General features: G+C 69.0%; 21 protein-coding genes. 11 read left to right on the plus strand and 10 right to left on the minus strand.

Translation table 11 applies throughout. The features are described from left to right. Positions 1–178 precede the first annotated feature (178 nt). Positions 179–1,258, plus strand: coding sequence for a PLP-dependent cysteine synthase family protein (locus tag ACM9LD_RS08240; RefSeq protein WP_051158972.1), 1,080 nt, complete (start codon positions 179–181; stop codon positions 1,256–1,258). Positions 1,259–1,266: 8 nt separating this feature from the next. After that, the gene (locus ACM9LD_RS08245; protein ID WP_175546284.1) at positions 1,267–2,559 is read left to right on the plus strand and encodes an MFS transporter; all 1,293 of its coding nucleotides are present in this window, start codon (positions 1,267–1,269) and stop codon (positions 2,557–2,559) included. A gap of 90 nt (positions 2,560–2,649) precedes the next feature. Here ACM9LD_RS08245 and ACM9LD_RS08250 read toward each other — a convergent pair whose 3' ends face one another. Both ACM9LD_RS08250 and ACM9LD_RS08255 read right to left on the minus strand, forming a co-directional pair. After that, entirely contained in the window at positions 2,650–4,911 is a 2,262-nt protein-coding gene (locus ACM9LD_RS08250) for a heavy metal translocating P-type ATPase (RefSeq protein WP_371190617.1), read from the minus strand. Between the two features lie 257 nt (positions 4,912–5,168). Next, positions 5,169–5,381: a heavy-metal-associated domain-containing protein gene (locus tag ACM9LD_RS08255; RefSeq protein ID WP_019201623.1), complete on the minus strand. Its 213-nt coding sequence runs from the start codon at positions 5,379–5,381 to the stop codon at positions 5,169–5,171. Positions 5,382–5,626: 245 nt separating this feature from the next. On the opposite strand from ACM9LD_RS08255, the gene ACM9LD_RS08260 reads away from it, so the two are divergent. The 5 genes from ACM9LD_RS08260 (at position 5,627) to ACM9LD_RS08280 (ending at position 9,152) form a co-directional block, all read left to right on the plus strand. Continuing rightward, positions 5,627–5,902, plus strand: coding sequence for a YHS domain-containing protein (locus ACM9LD_RS08260; RefSeq protein ID WP_019201622.1), 276 nt, complete (start codon positions 5,627–5,629; stop codon positions 5,900–5,902). Next, complete coding sequence (locus ACM9LD_RS08265; RefSeq protein ID WP_019201621.1) at positions 5,899–6,234, plus strand: metal-sensitive transcriptional regulator; 336 nt, start codon at positions 5,899–5,901, stop codon at positions 6,232–6,234. The genes ACM9LD_RS08260 and ACM9LD_RS08265 overlap by 4 nt, the downstream gene beginning before the upstream one ends. 52 nt (positions 6,235–6,286) lie before the next feature. Then, entirely contained in the window at positions 6,287–7,105 is an 819-nt protein-coding gene (locus ACM9LD_RS08270; protein ID WP_040765953.1) for a hypothetical protein, read from the plus strand. Between the two features lie 97 nt (positions 7,106–7,202). After that, entirely contained in the window at positions 7,203–8,528 is a 1,326-nt protein-coding gene (locus ACM9LD_RS08275) for an MFS transporter (RefSeq protein ID WP_019201619.1), read from the plus strand. A 342-nt stretch (positions 8,529–8,870) separates the two neighbouring features. After that, the gene (locus ACM9LD_RS08280) at positions 8,871–9,152 is read left to right on the plus strand and encodes a hypothetical protein (RefSeq protein WP_019201618.1); all 282 of its coding nucleotides are present in this window, start codon (positions 8,871–8,873) and stop codon (positions 9,150–9,152) included. A 19-nt stretch (positions 9,153–9,171) separates the two neighbouring features. On the opposite strand, the gene ACM9LD_RS08285 is transcribed toward ACM9LD_RS08280, so the two are convergent. The 6 genes from ACM9LD_RS08285 to ACM9LD_RS08310 all read right to left on the minus strand — a co-directional run bounded on the left by ACM9LD_RS08285 (position 9,172) and on the right by ACM9LD_RS08310 (position 12,581). Continuing rightward, positions 9,172–9,582: a hypothetical protein gene (locus ACM9LD_RS08285; RefSeq protein WP_019201617.1), complete on the minus strand. Its 411-nt coding sequence runs from the start codon at positions 9,580–9,582 to the stop codon at positions 9,172–9,174. Positions 9,583–9,791: 209 nt separating this feature from the next. Then, positions 9,792–9,953 (minus strand): hypothetical protein, encoded by a 162-nt coding sequence (locus ACM9LD_RS08290; protein ID WP_415676219.1) that lies wholly within the window; start codon positions 9,951–9,953, stop codon positions 9,792–9,794. Positions 9,954–10,044: 91 nt separating this feature from the next. Beyond that, entirely contained in the window at positions 10,045–10,431 is a 387-nt protein-coding gene (locus tag ACM9LD_RS08295) for a hypothetical protein (protein ID WP_126195756.1), read from the minus strand. Positions 10,432–10,588: 157 nt separating this feature from the next. Beyond that, the gene (locus ACM9LD_RS08300) at positions 10,589–11,206 is read right to left on the minus strand and encodes a cadmium resistance transporter (RefSeq protein ID WP_068526155.1); all 618 of its coding nucleotides are present in this window, start codon (positions 11,204–11,206) and stop codon (positions 10,589–10,591) included. After that, positions 11,203–11,985: an adenylate/guanylate cyclase domain-containing protein gene (locus ACM9LD_RS08305; protein WP_068537260.1), complete on the minus strand. Its 783-nt coding sequence runs from the start codon at positions 11,983–11,985 to the stop codon at positions 11,203–11,205. The genes ACM9LD_RS08300 and ACM9LD_RS08305 overlap by 4 nt, the downstream gene beginning before the upstream one ends. After that, positions 11,982–12,581, minus strand: a complete 600-nt coding sequence (locus tag ACM9LD_RS08310; protein WP_040765948.1) for a class I SAM-dependent methyltransferase — start codon at positions 12,579–12,581, stop codon at positions 11,982–11,984. Before ACM9LD_RS08310 ends, ACM9LD_RS08305 begins: the two co-directional genes overlap by 4 nt. Before the next feature lie 95 nt (positions 12,582–12,676). On the opposite strand from ACM9LD_RS08310, the gene ACM9LD_RS08315 reads away from it, so the two are divergent. From ACM9LD_RS08315 to ACM9LD_RS08330, 4 genes are all read left to right on the plus strand, one after another. Continuing rightward, positions 12,677–13,096 carry an ArsR/SmtB family transcription factor gene (locus tag ACM9LD_RS08315; protein WP_051158840.1) on the plus strand — a complete coding sequence of 140 codons (420 nt, stop codon included), beginning with the start codon at positions 12,677–12,679 and terminating at the stop codon, positions 13,094–13,096. Beyond that, positions 13,093–15,108 carry a heavy metal translocating P-type ATPase gene (locus ACM9LD_RS08320; protein ID WP_019201610.1) on the plus strand — a complete coding sequence of 672 codons (2,016 nt, stop codon included), beginning with the start codon at positions 13,093–13,095 and terminating at the stop codon, positions 15,106–15,108. The genes ACM9LD_RS08315 and ACM9LD_RS08320 overlap by 4 nt, the downstream gene beginning before the upstream one ends. Positions 15,109–15,501: 393 nt before the next feature. Continuing rightward, on the plus strand, positions 15,502–16,203 hold the full coding sequence (locus ACM9LD_RS08325; protein ID WP_415676220.1) for a hypothetical protein: 702 nt from the start codon (positions 15,502–15,504) through the stop codon (positions 16,201–16,203). 129 nt (positions 16,204–16,332) lie between these two features. Then, positions 16,333–16,725: a hypothetical protein gene (locus tag ACM9LD_RS08330; RefSeq protein WP_068537262.1), complete on the plus strand. Its 393-nt coding sequence runs from the start codon at positions 16,333–16,335 to the stop codon at positions 16,723–16,725. A 22-nt stretch (positions 16,726–16,747) separates the two neighbouring features. Here the strand turns inward: ACM9LD_RS08330 and ACM9LD_RS08335 are convergent, their stop codons facing one another. Together ACM9LD_RS08335 and ACM9LD_RS08340 are read right to left on the minus strand one after the other, a co-directional pair. Beyond that, a complete protein-coding gene (locus ACM9LD_RS08335; RefSeq protein ID WP_225536086.1) occupies positions 16,748–17,161 on the minus strand; it encodes a GNAT family N-acetyltransferase in 414 nt (137 codons plus the stop codon). Positions 17,162–17,271: 110 nt separating this feature from the next. Next, positions 17,272–18,693: an FAD-dependent oxidoreductase gene (locus ACM9LD_RS08340; RefSeq protein ID WP_068526158.1), complete on the minus strand. Its 1,422-nt coding sequence runs from the start codon at positions 18,691–18,693 to the stop codon at positions 17,272–17,274. Positions 18,694–18,777: the final 84 nt, after the last annotated feature.

Raw genomic sequence — 18,777 nt, forward strand, 5'->3', positions numbered from 1 at the left:
CGGGCACGCCATCTGCCGACTCACGCTGACCGTCCTGGTCCTGCAAGACCGTCGCGCCGGGTGGCGTGCCACACACCTGTGCCGCCCTTTTCCGCTTCCGAAAGGACCCCAGCACGTGAGCACCGAAGTGACCACGGTTCCTGATTCTCGCCCCCCACTGTCATTGCTGCACCCGCCGTTGCCCGCCCGGTCGCTCCTCGACATCGGACCTGTCTCGGAGCGCCCGGCGGCCCTGGTCGGCAACACTCCGGTGATGCGGATCGCCGAACCGTTCGCGCCGGCCGGGCACGGGTTCTGGGCCAAACTCGAGGGGTTCAATCCCGGCGGCATGAAGGACCGCCCTGCCCTGCACATGATCGAACGGGCCAAGGCACGGGGGGATCTCACGACGGGCGCACGGATCGTGGAGTCGACCAGCGGCACGCTCGGGCTCGGCCTGGCGCTCGCGGGCATCGTGCACGATCATCCGGTGACGCTGGTGACCGACCCGGGGCTGGAGCCGATCCTGACGCAGATGCTCGCCGCCTACGGCGCCGAGGTCGACCTGGTGACGGAACCTCATCCGGCGGGCGGATGGCAGCAAGCCCGACGCGACCGGGTCTGTGAGCACCTGGCTGCGGACCCGACCGCGTGGTGCCCGGACCAGTACACCAACCCGGACAACGTCAGCGCCTATCAGCCGCTGGCCCTCGAGCTGCTGACCCAGCTCGGGCACATCGATGTGCTCGTCTGCTCGGTCGGCACCGGCGGACACTCGGCCGGGGTCAGCCGCACCCTGCGGCAGTTCCTGCCGGACCTGCAACTCGTCGGAGTCGACACCATCGGATCGACGATCTTCGGCCAGCCCGCGCACAAGCGACTCATGCGTGGCCTTGGCTCGAGCATCTATCCGGAGAACGTCGACTACTCGGCGTTCTCGGAAGTGCACTGGGTCGCGCCCGAGGAGTCGGTGTGGGCGTGCCGGACCTTGGCATCGACGCACTACGCGACCGGCGGCTGGAGCGTCGGTGCGGTAGCCCAGGTCGCCGGGTGGATCGCCGGCACCCGCTCGCCGGACACGGTCGTTGCTGCGATCTTCCCCGACGGCCCCCAGCGCTACTACGGAACCGTCTACAGCGACGCCTACTGCCACGCCAACAACATCGACCCGACGCTCGCACCACCGTTGGCGCCGATCACCATCGCCGACCCAGCCAGGACCGTGGTCACCCGCTGGTCCCGCACCACCAACGTCCGCAACCCGCTGACCGTCGTATGAGGGGGCCCATCGCCACGTTCCGGACCTTCGACCGGCCCAGCCAGGTGTTGATGGTCAACCAATTCACCATCAACCTGGGCTTCTACATGCTCATGCCCTACCTAGCCGGATACCTCGCTGGCCCCGTCGGGCTCGCCGGCTGGGCGATCGGGTTGGTGCTGGGAATTCGGAACTTCTCCCAGCAAGGGATGTTCCTCATCGGCGGCACCCTCGCCGACCGACTCGGCTTCAAGCCGCTCATCGTCGCCGGGTGCCTACTGCGGACCATCGGGTTCGTACTGCTGGCGACGGTCGAATCGCTGCCTGCACTGCTAATCGCATCCGTAGCTACCGGATTCGCCGGGGCACTGTTCAACCCCGCGGTGCGCGCGTACCTGGCCGCTGACGCCGGAGACCGGCGCATCGAAGCCTTCGCGATCTTCAACATCTTCTACCAGGGCGGCATCCTGATCGGCCCGCTGGTCGGGGTAGCGTTGATGGCCTTCGACTTCCAGGTGACATCGGCGGTCGCCGCTGGGGTCTTCGGCGTGCTGACCGTCGCGCAGATCCTGGCTCTGCCACGCGATCGGCGCGACCGCAGAGCCACAGCCGAGCCGCGGCCGTCGGTGCTTGCCGACTGGCGGACCGTGGCCAGCAACCGGCGGTTCGTGCTGTTCTCGTGCGCGATGATCGGCTCCTACGTGCTCTCTTTCCAGGTCTATCTAGCGCTGCCACTGCACGCGGCGTCGATCACCAGCAGCGAGCAAGCGTCGACCTACCTTGTGGCGGCCGTATTCGTGGTAACCGGTGTGATCGCCGTGGCCGGGCAGCTGCGGATCACCGCTTGGTTCCGGAGCCGGTTCGGGCCCACCCGCAGCCTCAGCCTCGGGATGGCGCTCATGACGGTGGCGTTCGTGCCGCTACTAGCAGTGCCGACCGCAACGCTGACCGGGCAGGTCGCCGCCATCGCGGCGCTGTTGCTGGCGGCAGCGGGCCTGGCGATAGCCACGGCGACCGTCTTCCCATTCGAGATGGACACGGTCGTCAGCCTCTCCGGCAATCGACTCGTCGCTACCCACTACGGGCTCTACAACACGGTGGTCGGCGTGGGGATCCTGGCCGGCAACCTCGGCACCGGGGCGCTCATGTCATTGGGGGACCGGCTCGGGTTCCCGGCGCTGATCTGGCTGGTGCTCATCATCGTCGGTTCCGGCGCGGCACTCGCGTTGCGGGCGCTCCATCGAGCCGGCGCACTGAGTGTGCCCGATCCCGCGGCCCGCGAAGCGGACGTGGCCGCTGCGGCGGGAATGCATCGTCGGTGACCTGCTGTCAGGAGTCTGTGCTGCGGTGTTCCGATACGCAGGGCCCCGGTCCCTCCGCGGTGGAGGGCCGGGGCCGGGGCCGGGGCGACGTTAGTTGGCGACGCTGGTGAAGCCACGCAGCCGCAGGCTGTTGCCGACGACGAAGACGCTGGAGAAGGCCATCGCGGCCCCGGCCAGCATCGGGTTGAGCATGCCCGCCGCAGCGACCGGTATCGCAGCGGTGTTGTAGGCGAATGCCCAGAACAGGTTCGTCTTGATCGTGCTCAGCGTTTTGCGAGAGAGCCTGATCGCGTCAACGGCGCTGCGCAGGTCGCCGCGCACCAGCGTGATGTCAGAGGCTTCGATCGCGACGTCGGTGCCGGTTCCCATTGCCAGGCCCAGGTCGGCCTGGGCCAGCGCAGGTGCGTCGTTGACGCCGTCGCCGACCATGGCGACGACCTTGCCCTGATCCTGCAGGCGCTTGACCACCGACACCTTGTCCTGCGGCATCACCTCGGAGATGACCTCGTCGATGCCGACTTCAGCCGCGATTCGTTGTGCGACGGCGGCGTTGTCACCGGTGAGCAGCACCGGCTTCAGGCCCAGGGCCCGCAGTTCGCTGATGGCCTGGGCGCTGGTCGGCTTGACCGCGTCGGCGACAACGAGGATGCCCTTCGCCTGACCGTCCCAGCCAACCGCCACGACGGTCTTACCGTCCGATTCGGCGTCCCGTTTCGCGGCCGCCGTCCGAGGGGACAGTTCGAGTGCCCAGTCAGCCAGGAAACTCTCGCGGCCCACGATCACGGCATGCCCGTCGACCACGCCCTGCACCCCTTGTCCTTCGACGTTGGCGAAACCTTCCGGTGTGGGCAGTTCTCCGCCACTGTCGCGAGCCGCGGCGGCAATGGCCTGGGCGATCGGATGCTCGGAGGCGTTCTCCAATGCACCGGCTAGCCGTAGCAGTTCGTCAGAGTCGGTGCCGTCCTCTGCAATCACCTCGGCCAGCGTCATCTTGCCGGTCGTGACCGTTCCGGTCTTGTCGAGCACGATGGTGTCGACTTTGCGGGTGGACTCGAGCACTTCCGGGCCCTTGATCAGTACACCCATCTGGGCTCCACGACCCGTTCCCACGAGAAGCGCTGTCGGCGTGGCCAGTCCAAGTGCACACGGGCAGGCGATCACGAGCACGGCGACCGCGGCAGTGAACGCGGCCGCGACGGGGAAGCCAGCACCGAGCCACGCGCCGAGGGTGGCGAACGCGATCGCGATGACGATCGGCACGAACACACCCGAGATCCGGTCCGCGAGCCGTTGCACCTCGGCCTTCCCCGTCTGCGCGTCCTCGACGAGCTTGGCCATCTGCGCGAGCTGCGTATCCGCTCCGACCCGGGTGGCGCGCACCTCAAGCCGTCCTCCGGAATTGACCGTCGCTCCGGTCACCGTGTCCCCAACGGAGACCTCGACCGGGACGGACTCGCCGGTCAGCATCGACGCATCGATGGCCGAGGATCCGGACGTGACCACCCCGTCGGTGGCGACCTTCTCCCCCGGTCGGACCACGAAGGTGTCGCCGACGGCCAGCTCGGCGACCGGGATCCGAACCTCCGCGCCGTCACGCAGCACTGCCACGTCCTTGACGCCGAGCTCGAGGAGCGCGCGCAATGCTGCTCCGGCCTGCCGCTTGGACCTCTTCTCGAAGTAGCGGCCGGCGAGCACGAACACCGTGACCCCTGCGCCGACCTCGAGGTAGATGTTGCCTGCTCCGTCCGACGGAGCGATCGAGAACTCGAACCCGTGTGTCATCCCGGGCGTGCCGGCGGTGCCGAGGAACAACGCGTACAGCGACCACAGGAACGCTGTTAGGGTGCCCATCGAGATGAGGGTGTCCATGGTGGCGGTTCCGTGTTTGAGGTTCATCCACGCCGCCCGATGGAACGGATAGGCACCCCAGACGATCACTGGCGCAGCGAGCGTGAGCGATGCCCACTGCCAATAGGTGAACTGTAGGGCCGGTGCCATCGCCATCGCGACTACCGGCACCGCCAGCACAGCCGAGCCGATCAGCCGCTGCCTCAGGGACGTCAGCTCCGGGTCCATGTCCTCGCCGGCAACCCCAGCACCAGGTCCTCCAGCCCCCGGCGTCGAGGACCGCGGGAGAGTCGCCGAGTAGCCGGTCTTTGCCACCTCGTCGATCAGCGCCTGCGCATCGAAACCCTCGGGGACGTGCACCTTCGCCTTCTCCGTGGCGTAGTTCACCGTGGCCTCGACCCCATCGAGCCCGTTGAGTTTGCGCTCGATCCGGTTCGCGCACGAGGCGCACGTCATCCCGCCGATGTCCAGCTCGACACTACGGCCGCCCGACGGCGCTGACACACTCATCATTTTCCTCGATCCGTACTTGCGGTCTATCGCCAGGCCTGTGGCCCGCGCTGCTTCATTGCGTCACTGCTGGTGGCCGCCACCGTGCGGGGCGCCCGGTTCACTCGCCGGCACGGCGGGCGATCCACCGGGGGCACGGTGCTCCCACCGCGCGACCGCCGAGTCGGGTACTGCCACCCCACCGATCACATACGCGCTGGCGAAGACACCGGTCACCGCAACCACGTAGACGATCAGCCTGCGCATGGCACTCATGGATTGCGCACTGCCGAGTAGCCAGCCTCTTCCACCGCGGCGAGAACCCGCTCGTCGGTCACCTGCTGCGCTCCCGTGACACGCAGCCGACCCGTCTGCGCGCTGACCTCGATGGACTCGACACCGGGGATAAGGCTGACCTCCTCACGGATGGACATTTCGCAGTGGCCGCAGGTCATGCCTGTCACCTGGTATTCGCTGGTCGTCATCGCCTTCTCCTACCCAGTTCAGATACCCCCTGTGGGTATCTCCAAATCATGCTTAACATACCCCAGGCGGGTATGTCTAGGCCCTCCTGTCGCGGCGAGTGCGCCGGAGCGGTGGTCGCGCGGCCGATCCCGAGCAACCCTTGCGGTCAATACCCCGCCGGGGTATATATTCGGGGTACCCGGCTGGGGTACCCGTTCAGGTGAATGTGAGACGGTCGGGGGGCCTGAGATGAAGGAGTTCGACGATGACCGACAATGCACACCGACAGTCTTGCTGTGGGCACACCGGCCCCGGCGAGCAGTCGCTCGAGCTGACCCGCAGCGCCCGGCAGGCGGGCACAGGCGGTACCGACACGGCGGAGTGCCCCGTCATGACCGGCACGGTGGTGGACAAGTCTGCCGCTGTCAGCAAGGGCCTCTACCGCGACTTCGAGGGCACGCGGTACTACCTGTGCTGCGCCGGGTGCGGGCCTCGGTTCGACGCCGACCCACACAAGTACGTTACGGCGGCCTCGGCGTGAGCACCGATATCCCCGCGGTTGCGGTCGAGCGGGCCGAGTGCTGTGCGGCGCAGCACGGGTATTTGACCGATAAGTCGCGCTATCTGATGCGGGCGAAGCGGATCGAGGGACAGGTGCGTGGCATTGAGCGGATGATCGATGAGGACCAGTATTGCATCGACATCCTGACCCAGATCAGTGCCGCGACGAGCGCCCTGCAAGGGCTCGCCTTGGCGTTGCTGGATGACCACATGCGGCACTGCGTCGTCCAGGCCGCCCGCTCAGACCAGCAGGAACTCGACACCAAGCTGAACGAAGCGACTGCCGCGATCACCCGTCTCGTCCGATCATGAGTCCACCCGGGGTGTCGTCCCGGTGGCTGTCGTTTCCGCGAAGGAGCACGTTATGGAGCACGGTTCGCATACCGATCACACAGGACACGCCGGTCACGGCGTTGGGCCCGAAGTGCCACAGGGGCTGCAGGTCGCCGCTCGAGGCTATCGCTTCGAACCGGCGATCCAGATCGTCGACGCCGGGACCGTGGAACTTCGCTTTGTGATCCTCGGGCCCGACGGCGAGCCGCTAGTCACCTTCGAGGAACGTCACGACAAGCAGTTGCACTTGATCGTTGTGAGCCGCGACACCAGCGTCTTTCACCACGTCCATCCGTCGATGGACAGTGCCGGGTCCTGGACTGTGCAGCTGGCGCTCACGCCGGGAGTGTGGCGGGTCTTGGCCGATTTCGTGCCGCAGGGCGCGCCGGACGGGCTCACGCTCGGTGCCGACCTGTTCGTGCCGGGCGGGTTCCATCCTCGGCCCTTGCCTGAGTTGAGAAGGGCCTGGACCGGCGGCGACTACACCGTCACGCTCGAGGGCGATCTCGTTGCCGCCCAAGCCGGGGAGCTGCAGGCCGTCGTCACCTGGAATGGCGTCCCGGTGACCGATCTGCAGCCCTATCTTGCTGCGTACGGCCACCTGGTGGCGTTGCGGGCCGGTGACCTCGCTTACCTGCATATCCATCCCGAGGGGAGCCCGTCGGACCCGCAGACGCCTGCAGGTCCCCGGATCCGGTTCCACGCGGTCGCTCCCTCCGTGGGAACCTACCGGCTGTTCCTGGATTTCCGACATCAGGACACCGTCCGGACCGCGGACTTCACCCTCGTTGCCACCGGAGGCACCACCGGTGCAGTCACTGGCGGTGCGAGCGCGCACCACCATCAGTAGCGCTGATTCAGGCAGTACTAGGTTTTCCGGAGCCCGGGGTGGCGTGCGCTGCGGGCCCTGTTCGATCGACGTCGTCGCCAACTAGTTGGGAGCCATCGTGGGGCCTTTTTCTCATCGCGATTTCCGCCTGTTGTTCAGTGCGCAGATCGTTGCGCTGCTCGGCACCGGGCTAGCGACGGTCGCCCTCGGGCTGCTCGCCTACGACATCGCTGGCTCGTCCGCAGCGGTCGTCCTGGGAACGGCGCTGACGATCAAGATGGTTCTCTATGTCGTTATCGCACCGGTGGCGGCGGCGTACGTCGACCGGCTGCCGCGACGCGCGTTCCTGATTGCGCTGGACCTGTTCCGTGCGGCGATCGTGCTGGCGTTGCCGTTCGTCACTGAGGTCTGGCAGATCTACGTGCTCATCGGATCACTGCAGGCGGCGTCGGCCGCGTTCACGCCTACGTTCCAAGCCGTGATCCCCGACATCATCACCGATGAGCGCGAGTACACCACTGCGTTGTCGGCCTCGCAAGTTGCCTACACGATGGAGAGTCTGGTCAGCCCGGTCGTGGCGGCGCTGGCGTTGCTGGTGATCGAGTTCAATGTGCTCTTCGTCGGTACCGCGATCGGGTTCGTCCTGTCCGCGGTGCTGGTGCTGCAAGCCAAGGTACCCAACGCGAAACCGTCGGGCGCCACGCGGCCAACGGACCGGATCTTCGCCGGTCTGCGGATTTTCACAGGTACCGCCAGCCTGCGAGGAGTCATCGCGGTCAATTTCGCTGTCGCCGCGGCCGGTTCGATCGTGGTGGTGAACACCGTCAACTACGTCCGTGACCGACTGAGCGGGTCCGAGTCCGACGTCGCGTGGATGATGGCGGCGTCCGGCGGTGGGACCCTAGCTGTGGCACTAGCGGTACCACGCTTGCTCGACCGGGTGACCGCCCGCGCCGTGATGCTCACCGGAGCGGGCCTGCTCACCGCCGCGGCTACTGCGGCGGTTGCCATGGCTGCGGTGGACCGGCCGAGCTGGGCGGTGACCGCGGCGATCTGGCTGGCGAGCGGTGCCGGCTCAGCGCTGGCTATCACCCCGACCGGAAAGGTGCTGCGGTCTGCTGTGGCGCCGGCAAACGTTGCTTCCGTGTTCGCGGCGCAGTTCTCGCTCTCGCACCTCGCTTGGCTCATTGCCTACCCGATCGCGGGTTGGGGGGCCACACGATTCGGTCTCGTACCCGCGTGGGGTGTACTCGCGCTGATCGCCGCCGCCGGTGCGATCGCCGCGCCGCTGCTCTGGCGGCGCGGTGCCCTGCCCGCTGGCACGCAGGTACCGGCCCCCGCGGAGGAAGGCGGCGCGGTCCCACCCGATCAGGCATGGCGTCACGCTGCGGCCGCCGACGGGACCCTGACCGAGTGCCAGTGTACATGCACACAAGCCGCGTAACGCCCAGGCGACGAAATTCCAGCACCTGCGCCGTCCCATCGCGGCCGCCTCGTCTATGGCAGGCAACCAATCCTGATCCGTACAAGCTGGCCGCCCCGCTCACCACCGTCCGGTGGGTGGATACTGACGCTATGGCGACAAGCGACGAGGCTGCGCAGTTCGTTTCAGGCAATGCCGGCTGGCCCAGATCCTGTCCGATCCGGAGCGCCGGACGCGCGTAGACGCCATCACCACAGAGATGGCCTTGCTCGACCGTCAATACCGCGCGGCTGTACGGCTCCTCGACGGCGCGCTAGCCGCGAAGACCACCACTGGCGAGTCCCCCAAGGTTCGAACAAGGCAGTGCAGGCCAAAGAGCAGGACGACGCCGCAGGCGGCCGCCACAACCGCGTCATCCGCACCGCGCCCCACGCTCTCGGGCGGGTGGTCCTCCGGTGCCAATACCGGCGCCTATACGCGGAACTGCGGTGGACCGATGCGACGAAGCAGCACGCCGAGTACCTCGGCGAGATGACCTGGCAGAGCCGCGCCGACAACCTCGCCGCCGCCTGGAGCGCAGCACACGCCCGCGGTCTCACCGCGAAGGTCCTCGAGGAAGGGTCCGCCGAAACCGGTACCAGGTAACCGCTCCGGTGCCACGCCCCTACTGCAGCCAGCGGGCGCCGTCCTCGGATGCACGTGCCAGGACGGTGTCCAGGCGGCGGGGATCACGCGGGCCGCGGGTGAGGTAGGTGATCGCCGTCTGGTCATCGAGGTCCGCCGACGGCGCGCACATCCAGCACGCCGCCGTCCACGGCTCGGCGGCGCGCCGCAGGGCCTGCCAGACGGTCAGCAGCCGCTCATCCACCCAGCGACCGTCGGGGAACTGCCACGCAGGGAACACCGGTGTGCCGCCGGCCAGCGGCACCCAGATCACCTGCTCCGCGGCGACCATCCGCGCCAGGTCATCGCCATCTAGACCGAGGTACCCGGTGACACCATCGGCGTCGTAGAAGGGACCGACGAGCTCGTCGAGTATCGCTGCCGCAGCGGCGCCGGCGCTCGTCTCGTCCACGCAAGGTGATGATCCGCGCGGCCGGTGCACTTGTCCACCCGAAATGACCCGCACCCAGAGCTGGCCCAGAAGTGGATACTGACGACCATGACGGAAAGCGGCGACGAAGTGCGGTTCATCTCCGGCGATGAGCGACTGGCGCGGATTCTCGCCGACCCGCAGCGGCGGGCCCGGGTGGACGCCATCACCGCCGAGATGGACCTGATCGATCAGCGGTACCGCACGGCCGCCCAGCTGCTCGACGACGCGGTGCCACGACAGCCGCAGAGGTCGGCGCCCGCGCGACCGCCGCGGTCCTCACCGCACTCCAGCGTCACCTCACCGCCGCGGGCGTCCGCGAGGTCAGCATCACGCTCACATTCGGCGATCACGACGTGACGGTGCCGTGGATCCGGTTCGCCGGACATCGCCTGCCAGACACCGACGACTGATCACCGTGCACCCGGACCCACACCGACCCTTCTAGTCCGGTGCGGACTCGTCGAGGGTGAATCCGCTCGCCTCGGCGTCCGCGGCGCACAGGGTCCGGACCCAGCTCCCGCGGCGCGTGAGGCCACCGTCACCGCCGCACTGCTCGCACATACGCTCGGACCGCCGTTCCGCCGCCCGGATCAACTCGTCGAAACCCGGCCGGGGCCGGTCCGGTTCGAACTCGACGTAGTACCGCAGGCCGCCGAACTTCTCCTTGATCTGAATCAGCTGGTAGCCGGGGTCGATCGCCGCCAGCTCCCGGTCGAGATCGACGATCAACCGGTACCAGCCAGGCCCCACATCCAGGGACCCGTACCACCCCGGAAGGAACCGGGCACGGATCCCCGCCAGATCATCCTCACTCACTTCGTCGGCCATGCAGGCCAGCCTGCCAGGACGCCTGCACCGCGGAGTGACAGGCCCGGCACCACCCCCGACTCCACCGGTTCGGTGCGCAATCACCGCCGGGGAACTACCCACAACCCCGGGGAAGCGATGGATCCGTGCCGACGCACTGCGACCCCGACCACCCTGCCTACAGGCCGAATGCGCCGCCCGAGACGAGGATGATGACCCCGAGGGTGATCAGCACCAGGGGAAACAGCACGCTTTCCCCTCGTTCGAGGATCTCGGCGATGCGGCGGCGGGTGGCGACGTACCGGGCAATGGACACCAGTGCCCCCACCAAGATCACGAAGACCACGCAGTAGGCGGCGATCGCGGTGTGGTTGATGCTGGCGAAGACGGGCACGTACACGCCGATGTTGTCGCCGCCGTTGGCGAAGGTCACGCCCGCCACGCCCAGGACGCCGACCGCGTTGCCCGCCCCCTTCCCCGTCGCGCAGTCACCATCGCCGCTGCCGCTGCCGCGGTATTCGCGCCAGCTCGACCACGCTGCCCGCAGCCCCAGGATCAGGGGGACGAGCCCGAAGTACGGGATCGCCGCGACGGGGAGGAAGGCGCCGGCGCCGAGGGCGATCAGCACTGCGGCAGCGAGGATGCCGGCGAATCCGAGGTACTGCCCGGCGGTGATCTTGGCCGTCAGGTGCCGCTGGCCCGCGCCGCGGGCGAAGAACAGGGAGATCACGATGATGTCGTCGATGTTGGTGGCCACGAACAGGCCCACGGCTTGCAGCACGGTCGAGATCATCACCGGCCACCTGCCCGTGATGTGAGCGCTGACCCGGCGGGTGACGTGACGGAGGTCGTCGCAGCGGCAGTGGTGGTGGCCGGGGCGGTCGCGCGGTCGAATCGGCGGGCGCAGTCGGCTGAGCAGAACCACCATCGGCCGGTGTCGGTGTGCCGGTGTGCGGGGGCGGTCGCCGGGTCGATGCGGGCGCCGCAGATCGGGTCGTGCGGGTGCCGGGTGTCGGTGAAGGTGATGCTGTGCAGTTCGATTGGGGTGCTGATGTTGCGCAGGTTTCGCGGGCCGAGGGCGGTGGTGGGCACACCGGCGCGGGTGGCGGCGGGCAGGAGCGGGTCGGTGAGGACGGCGTGGCCGGCGCCGGCGAGGGCGGTGATGCGGGCGGCGATGTTGACCGCGTGCCCGTACAGGTCGCCGTCGCGTCGGAGGGCGGTGCCGTGGTGGATTCCGGCGCGGAGGGCGAGGAATCCGTCCTCGTCGGCGGCGTGCCCGGCGAGCGCGGTGATCGTGGCCAGCATCGCATCGGTGGTGTCGGCGGTGAGCATCACCGCATCGCCGATGGTCTTGACCAGCCGGGCCTGCGGGTGCAGGGCTCGACGGGCGTGCTCAGCCAACCGGAGCGCAAGCTCGGCGGCTTCGTGGTCGCCGCACATCTCGGTGAGCACGCTGTAGCCGGCGAGGTCGACGAATGCCACGGCGACCTCCACCTGTTCGAGGCCGTCCAGCTCGGGCCGCGCACCGTGGTGATGGCCGCGGCCGAGCCGGTGTTCGGGCCCTGGCGTGGTCATCGGCCTGCGGTGCGGGTCGCGCGGAAGCGGGTCAGTGCCGCGTTCTCCCGGACGGTGACCTCCCGCAGCGGCAGGCCTGCCAGGTGCGGGCGCAGCTGGCCGCGGTCGATGAACCGGTGCGGTGCGCCTTCGAGCCGGTGCAGGATCCGCGCCGGCGCGGTGCCGAGCAGGTCGTAGCCGACCAGGGTTCCGCCGGGGCGCAGCACCCGGACGGCTTCGCGGAGGGCCTGCTCCCAGTCGACGACGTGGTGCAACATGATGAACGAGACGACGGTGTCGAACTCGTCGTCGCCGAAGGGCAACGCGGCGGCGTCGGCCACCCTCGCCTGCGCTCGGTCACCGAAGCGCTGCAACCGATCCTGCGCGGCGGCGACCATCACCGGGTCGAAGTCGGTGACGGTGAGCTGCACCTGATCCGCAGGGGCGCTCGCCGCCAGCAGCTGCGCGGCCATCGCGCCGCCGCCGCCGCCGATCTCCAGCACCCTCCCCGTAGGGCGCACGCCCTGCAAGGCCCACGGCAACACCCACCGCCGTGTCGCTGCCTCCCACGGCGTGCTGCGGCAGAACAGGGACTCGATCGTCGACATCGATGGCATACCCAGCAGCTCCCAACACCGCTCACGGCCACCGATCGGCGGCCTGTTCCTCGCGAGAACTCGATTACACCACAGAATACCGCTATCATCGTCGTATGACGATGAATGAGTGTTCGGTGGCGACGGGCGCGCAGCTCGATCCCGCGGTCGCGTTGTTCCACAGCCTCTCCGACGGGACCCGGCTGGCGATCGCGACGCGGCTTGCCCACGGTGGCGAGGCCCGGGTGGCGGACCTGATGGCCGAGCTGGGCCTGGCGCAGTCGACGGTGTCGGCGCACGTGGCGTGCCTGCGGGACTGCGGTCTGGTGCAGGGCCGCCCGCAGGGGCGGCAGGTGTTCTACAGCCTCGCCCGCCCGGAGCTGATGGACCTGCTCGCGGCGGCGGAGACGCTGCTCGCGGCGACCGGCAACGCGGTCGCGTTGTGCCCGAACTACGGCACCGACAGCGCCACCTGCTGCAGCCCGGACGCTGTGACGACCGAGGAGGCTTCGGCGGCGAAGGTGGTGCGGCGATGAGTGACGCGTGCGGCTGCGGGCACGACGAGCCCGCCGGCGAGGACGAGCAGGCTCCCGGGCAGTGGTGGCAGGTGCGGGAATTGCAGGCCGCCGCGGCCGCGGCGGTGTTCCTACTCGCCGCATACATCGTCGGGTGGGCCGGCGGCCCGCAGCGCCTGTCACTGGTGCTGGAGTGGATCGCGCTGCTGATCGGGGCGTGGACTTTCGTGCCGTCCACGCTGCGGCGCCTGGCCCAGGGCAAGATCGGCGTCGGGATACTGATGACGATCGCCGCCGTCGGCGCGGTGATCCTCGGCGAGGTCGGCGAGGCGGCGATGCTCGCCGTGCTGTTCGCCATCAGCGAGGGCCTCGAGGAGTACGCCGTCTCACGGACCCGCCGCGGCCTGCGGGCGCTGCTCAACCTCGTCCCCGACACCGCGACCGTCCTGCGCGACGGCACCCCGGCCACCATCTCCCCGGCCGAGCTGGCGGTCGGAGACCGGATGCTGGTCAAGCCCGGCGAGCGGATCGCCACCGACGGCGTGATCCGCGACGGCCGCACCGCCCTGGACGTCTCGGCGATCACCGGCGAATCCGTGCCCGTCGAGGCCGGACCCGGCGACGAGGTGTTCGCCGGGACGATCAACGGCACCGGCGCCCTCACGGTCGAAGTCACCACCACCGCGGAGAACAACTCGCTGGCCAAGATCGTGCAGATCGTCGAGGCCGAACAGTCCCGCAAGGGCGACGCACAACGCCTCGCCGACACCATCGCCAAGCCCCTGGTCCCGGCGATCATGATCTTCGCCGCCGCGATCGCGATCCTCGGGTCCCTGCTCGGTGACCCCGCAACGTGGATCGAACGGGCCCTGGTCGTGCTGGTCGCCGCCTCCCCCTGCGCACTGGCGATCTCCGTCCCCGTCACCGTCGTCGCCGCGATCGGCGCCGCCAGCAAGATCGGCGTCCTGGTCAAGGGCGGCGCCGCCCTCGAGGCCCTCGGCCGGGTGCGGACGGTCGCCCTCGACAAGACCGGCACCCTGACCGCGAACCGCCCCGCCGTCGTCGACATCGCCACCATCACCGACCCGGCCACCGACCCGGCCGGCCCCTCCGTCGAGGCGAGCGACCTCGGCTCGGGCGTCCGGTCGCCGGAACAGGACCGGGTGCTCGCCGTCGCCGCGGCGCTCGAAGCCCACAGTGAACATCCCCTCGCCCGGGCGATCCTCACCGCCAATGGCGACCGCATACCGGCGGCGGTCGATGTGCAGGCCGTCCCCGGGGCCGGGCTGACCGGGCTCGTCGACGGGCGGCCCGCCCGGCTCGGCCGGCCCGGCTGGATCGACCCGGGCCCACTTGCAGCGCGGGTCGCGGCCATGCAAGCCGGCGGCGCCACCGCGGTCCTCGTCGAAGACGACGGGCAGGTCATCGGGGCGGTCGCCGTCCGCGACGAGCTGCGTCCTGAAGCCCGCGAGGTCATCGATCACCTGCACCGCGGCGGCGCCACCGTCGCGATGCTCACCGGCGACAACACCGCCACCGCCACCGCCCTGGCGAAGATCGCCGGGATCGACGACGTACACGCCGACCTGCGGCCCGAGGACAAGGCCCGGATCATCGGCGAGCTCCGCAAAGACCGGTTCACCGCGATGGTCGGCGACGGCGTCAACGACGCCCCCGCCCTCGCCACCGCGGACCTCGGCATCGCCATGGGCGCCATGGGCTCGGACGTCGCGATCGAAACTGCCGACATCGCGCTCATGGGTGAGGACCTACGGACCCTGCCGCAGGCCCTCGATCACGCCCGCCGGGCCCGGAACATCATGCTGCAGAACGTGGCCCTGTCCCTCGGGCTGATCGCGATCCTCATCCCGCTCGCACTGTTCGGCGTCCTCGGCCTCGCCGCCGTCGTCGCCGTCCACGAACTCGCCGAGATCGTCGTCATCGCCAACGGCGTCCGCGCCGGCCGCGTCACCGCGCTCCCGCCGGCTCCCCCAGCAACGAGCCGGCGGCCGACGATTCAGCAAGCGGTGTAGCGCCACGCCACGGGCCTCCGCGCGGGTACTGGGGCGGGATCAGTGCGGTCTGCGGGCGGTGCGGCTTGCGTTCGCGGACTCAGGTCCGGGCGGGTGAGCTGCTCGGTGTCCTTCGGGATTTCAGGGGACACCGAGGAAGGACAGTCGCTTGTGCTCGGTGCTCTGCTCGCCGTCACCGAAACATGCGCGGCTCGGTCCGTTCGTTTGGGTTCGAGGGATGTCCCTGGTATTTCGCGCGCGCATTTCGCACACCGCTCCTACCAAGCGGCGGGCCACCGTCGAGCAACCTCCGAATTGGTTACTGGCACGCTTGTACCAATGTCCCGGAGATCAGATCGCAACCGCACCCCTCGCCCGAAGCCCGCGCCCGCACCGCTGGATCACACACCGCTGATGACGGCATTGCGGCAGGTGGAGATCGCCGTCGCCGGGTTCAACCGCGAGGCCGCGCGGATCGAGAGCGAGTACGGCATCGCCATCTGTCCCGAGCGGGTCGTCAACACTCCCGAGACCACTGGCCTGGCACACTACATCGAGGTCGCGATCGGCATCGTCGCACGTAAGCTTCCCGTGGCGGTGTATGGGTCGGACGGCCGGCGCTGGACCGGCGCCCGGTCTCCGCGGCAGGTGTTCGCGCTGTACGAGGCGGCCGGCGACAACACCGCTGACTACCTGACGCAGATGGCTCTCAACGTCGAGCGGATCAAGGCCAAGAAGGACGACCTCGACCGCAGCCTCAAGCAGAAGTGCCTGCGGCCGAAGACGAACGGGAAACCGTGTCAGATGCGGCCGCTGTACCAGGCCGGAGTCGGCCACCAGGACGGGTTCGGTTGCTGGCGCCATGCCACCGACGACGAGAAGCTCGAGCTGGAGAAGTCGCGTATCGCCATCGAGACCAAGACCGGTTGTCCGGGGTGCAAGGCCGGGCCTGGCGAGGCGTGCTTGATCCCCACCGAGGACGGCCTCACTCCCGCCCAGGCCGGCCTGACGATGGTCGACGGCGAGTGGCCCCGTGTGCGGGTTCTCGGTGGAGCCGAGATCCACGTCCCGCGGATCGAACTGATCCATCCTCGCGTCCTCGAGCCCGCCGAGTAGATCCGCCAAGGACGGCACGCGAACCCCAGGCCCAAAATCATGGGCGCACCCGGCAGCGGCGCCCCAAATCAACTCCGCCTAGCGTTCGGGACAGTGAGCCTGACCCTATACCCCTATACGAGGAGTCCCATGACGGATGAACCGGATGTCCAGCAGCCGCCCGACGGCAACGATCCACCGTCGGAGACGGTGGATGAGCTCACGGACGGTATGCGCGGCCGGTGGGTGGTGGCCTCGCAGGGATCAACGCACCTGTGGGACCTGGATGCGTTGACGTACACGCGTCGTCCCGGCCCCGCCAGCCCGTCTGGGGCGTTCGACTACGACGGCATCGCGCACCGGATCACAAGGGTCACCCGCTGGCCGCGTGTCGGTGACCAGTCACTGGTCTGGTTCGACGATCCCGCGAGCCCCTTCGACACCGAGCAGTTCCGCCGCTCGTCGGCGATCGTGTCGATCACCCGCGCCCCAGAGCTGGCGGATGAAGAACCAGACGGTTCTGAAGTCGGTGACGCCGGCTGAGTCCGGTAGGTGTAGGCGGCAGTCAGCTGCGTCGTTCGATGAGGACGACGTCGCGCCAGCGGCCGTCGCGTTGGCCGATGCGTTCGCGGGTGCCGACGGTGCGGAATCCGGCGCGCCGGTGCAGGGCGAGGCTGGCGTGGTTCTCGGGGAAGATCCCGGTCTGGATGGTCCACACCCCGGCAGCGTCGGCGGACTGGATGAGGGCCTGCAACAGCGCGGCTCCGATGCCCTGCCCGGCGTGGCCGGAGTCGACGTAGACGCTGTGCTCGATGACGCCGGCGTAGACGCAGCGCCCCGAGACGGGCGCCGCTGCAACCCACCCGGCGACCTGCCCACCTGGGGCGAGGGCGACGACGCGGTGCTCAGGTAGGTGTCGTTGGTCGAAGTCCGTCCAGCCGGGTGCGGCGGTTTCGAAGGTGGCGTTGCCGGTGTCCATGCCGGCTTGGTAAATCGCGAGGACCTGTGGCCCATGCTCGGGCCGCATCACAACGATCGCCGGGTCCGCCGCTCGTGCGGCGGACCCGGTTGAGTCGTGGGGGCTGGTGGTCACCTGTTCAGGCTAAGGACGCTGCGCTGATGGTGCAGCTGGTGCTCGCGGACCCAGTTCTGGGCGGCGACCTGCACGGCGTCCCACGGGGACCCGAGGGGCGGGGTGTAGGACAGGTCGAGCTCGGAGAGGGCGTCGACGCTCATGCCGTGGTGCAGGGCGGTGGCGTAGGTGTCGACGCGCTTGGAGATCTCGGCCGTGCGGTGCCCGATGAGCTGGGCACCGAGTAGTGCGCCGGTGTTCTGGTCGCCGGTGATCCGGATGCTGATGGGGGTGGCACCCGGGTAGTAGGCCTTGTGATCGTCCGGTGTGGAGGTCGTCGACACCGGCACCCAGCCGCGGTCGGCGGCAAGGGCTTCGGTCTCTTTGAGGCCGGTGCGGGCGGCGACGAGGTCGAAGATCTTCACGACCTGGGTGCCGAGGGAGCCGGTGTAGCGGGCGGTGCCGCCGAGGGCGTTCTCGCCGGCGACGCGGCCCTGCTTGTGCGCGGTGGTGCCGAGCGGGAGCCAGGTGATGCCGAGCTGGCGGTGGTGGGTGTGCACGGCGTCGCCGGCGGCGAAGACGTCGGACAGATTGGTGCGCATCTGCTCGTCGACGGCGATCGTGTTCTTGATGCCGAGCTGCGCGCCCGCTGCGGCAGCGAGGTCGGTGTCGGGGCGCACGCCCACGACGACGAGCACGAGATCGGCGGTGAGGTGATCGCTCTGGCCGTCACTGCTGGTGGTGACGGTCAGGGCGCCGGTGTCGGTGCGGTCGACCGCGGTGACCAGGGTGTGGGTGCGGACGTCGACCCGGTTGCGGACCAGTTCATCGTGGACGAGGGCGCCGAGTTCGGGTTCGACAGTGGGGAGCACCTCAGGGAGGGCTTCGATCTGGGTGACGGTGATGCCGCGGGCAGTGAGACCTTCGGCCATTTCCAGGCCGATGTAGCCGGCGCCGATGATGATCGCGGTCTTCGGGTCCTTCGTGGTGAGGGTGTTCATCACGGCGAAGGTGTCGCCCATCGAGTGCAGCAGGTGCACGCCGTCAGCGGGGCCGAGGTGGTCGAGGCCGGTGATCGGCGGCCGCACGGACACAGCGCCGGTGCCGATGACGAGGACGTCGTAGTCGAGGTCCCGGGCGGCGCCGTCCGGGCCGGTGACGGTCAGGCGGTGTCCGGCCGGATCGATCGCGGTAGCTCTGGTGTCGGTGTGCACGGTCATGCCGGTGGCGGCGAGGTCGGCGGCGGTGCGGTGGGCGAGGTTGCTCCAGTGGGTGACCTCGCCGGAGACGTAGTACGGGATGCCGCAGATGGAGAAGTTCGGGTAGGCGTCGGCGACGACCACGGTGACCTCGCTGGTGGGGTCGAGTTCGCGGGCCCGCAGGGCGGCGGAGATCCCGGCGTCCGATCCGCCGATGGCGATGATCTTGCGTGCAGACATGGGGTGTCGGTTCCCTTCCAAGAACAGGCAAATGAGGTGTGAGCAGGCACAGCGGCACTGACGGCGGTGAGCGGGGCCGTCGAG

This window comes from Tsukamurella hominis (assembly GCF_965137015.1).
Lineage (GTDB): Bacteria > Actinomycetota > Actinomycetes > Mycobacteriales > Mycobacteriaceae > Tsukamurella > Tsukamurella hominis.

Bases quoted from the DNA above. Each gene is read 5' to 3' on its own strand.
- ACM9LD_RS08260 (WP_019201622.1), top strand. From the start codon at position 5,627: ATGACCGACAATGCACACCGACAGTCTTGCTGTGGGCACACCGGCCCC.
- ACM9LD_RS08305 (WP_068537260.1), bottom strand. From the start codon at position 11,985: ATGACCACGCCAGGGCCCGAACACCGGCTCGGCCGCGGCCATCACCAC.
- ACM9LD_RS08295 (WP_126195756.1), bottom strand. From the start codon at position 10,431: ATGGCCGACGAAGTGAGTGAGGATGATCTGGCGGGGATCCGTGCCCGG.
- ACM9LD_RS08315 (WP_051158840.1), top strand. From the start codon at position 12,677: ATGACGATGAATGAGTGTTCGGTGGCGACGGGCGCGCAGCTCGATCCC.
- ACM9LD_RS08340 (WP_068526158.1), bottom strand. From the start codon at position 18,693: ATGTCTGCACGCAAGATCATCGCCATCGGCGGATCGGACGCCGGGATC.
- ACM9LD_RS08320 (WP_019201610.1), top strand. From the start codon at position 13,093: ATGAGTGACGCGTGCGGCTGCGGGCACGACGAGCCCGCCGGCGAGGAC.
- ACM9LD_RS08330 (WP_068537262.1), top strand. From the start codon at position 16,333: ATGACGGATGAACCGGATGTCCAGCAGCCGCCCGACGGCAACGATCCA.
- ACM9LD_RS08335 (WP_225536086.1), bottom strand. From the start codon at position 17,161: ATGGACACCGGCAACGCCACCTTCGAAACCGCCGCACCCGGCTGGACG.
- ACM9LD_RS08255 (WP_019201623.1), bottom strand. From the start codon at position 5,381: ATGACGACCAGCGAATACCAGGTGACAGGCATGACCTGCGGCCACTGC.
- ACM9LD_RS08325 (WP_415676220.1), top strand. From the start codon at position 15,502: ATGACGGCATTGCGGCAGGTGGAGATCGCCGTCGCCGGGTTCAACCGC.
- ACM9LD_RS08270 (WP_040765953.1), top strand. From the start codon at position 6,287: ATGGAGCACGGTTCGCATACCGATCACACAGGACACGCCGGTCACGGC.
- ACM9LD_RS08310 (WP_040765948.1), bottom strand. From the start codon at position 12,581: ATGCCATCGATGTCGACGATCGAGTCCCTGTTCTGCCGCAGCACGCCG.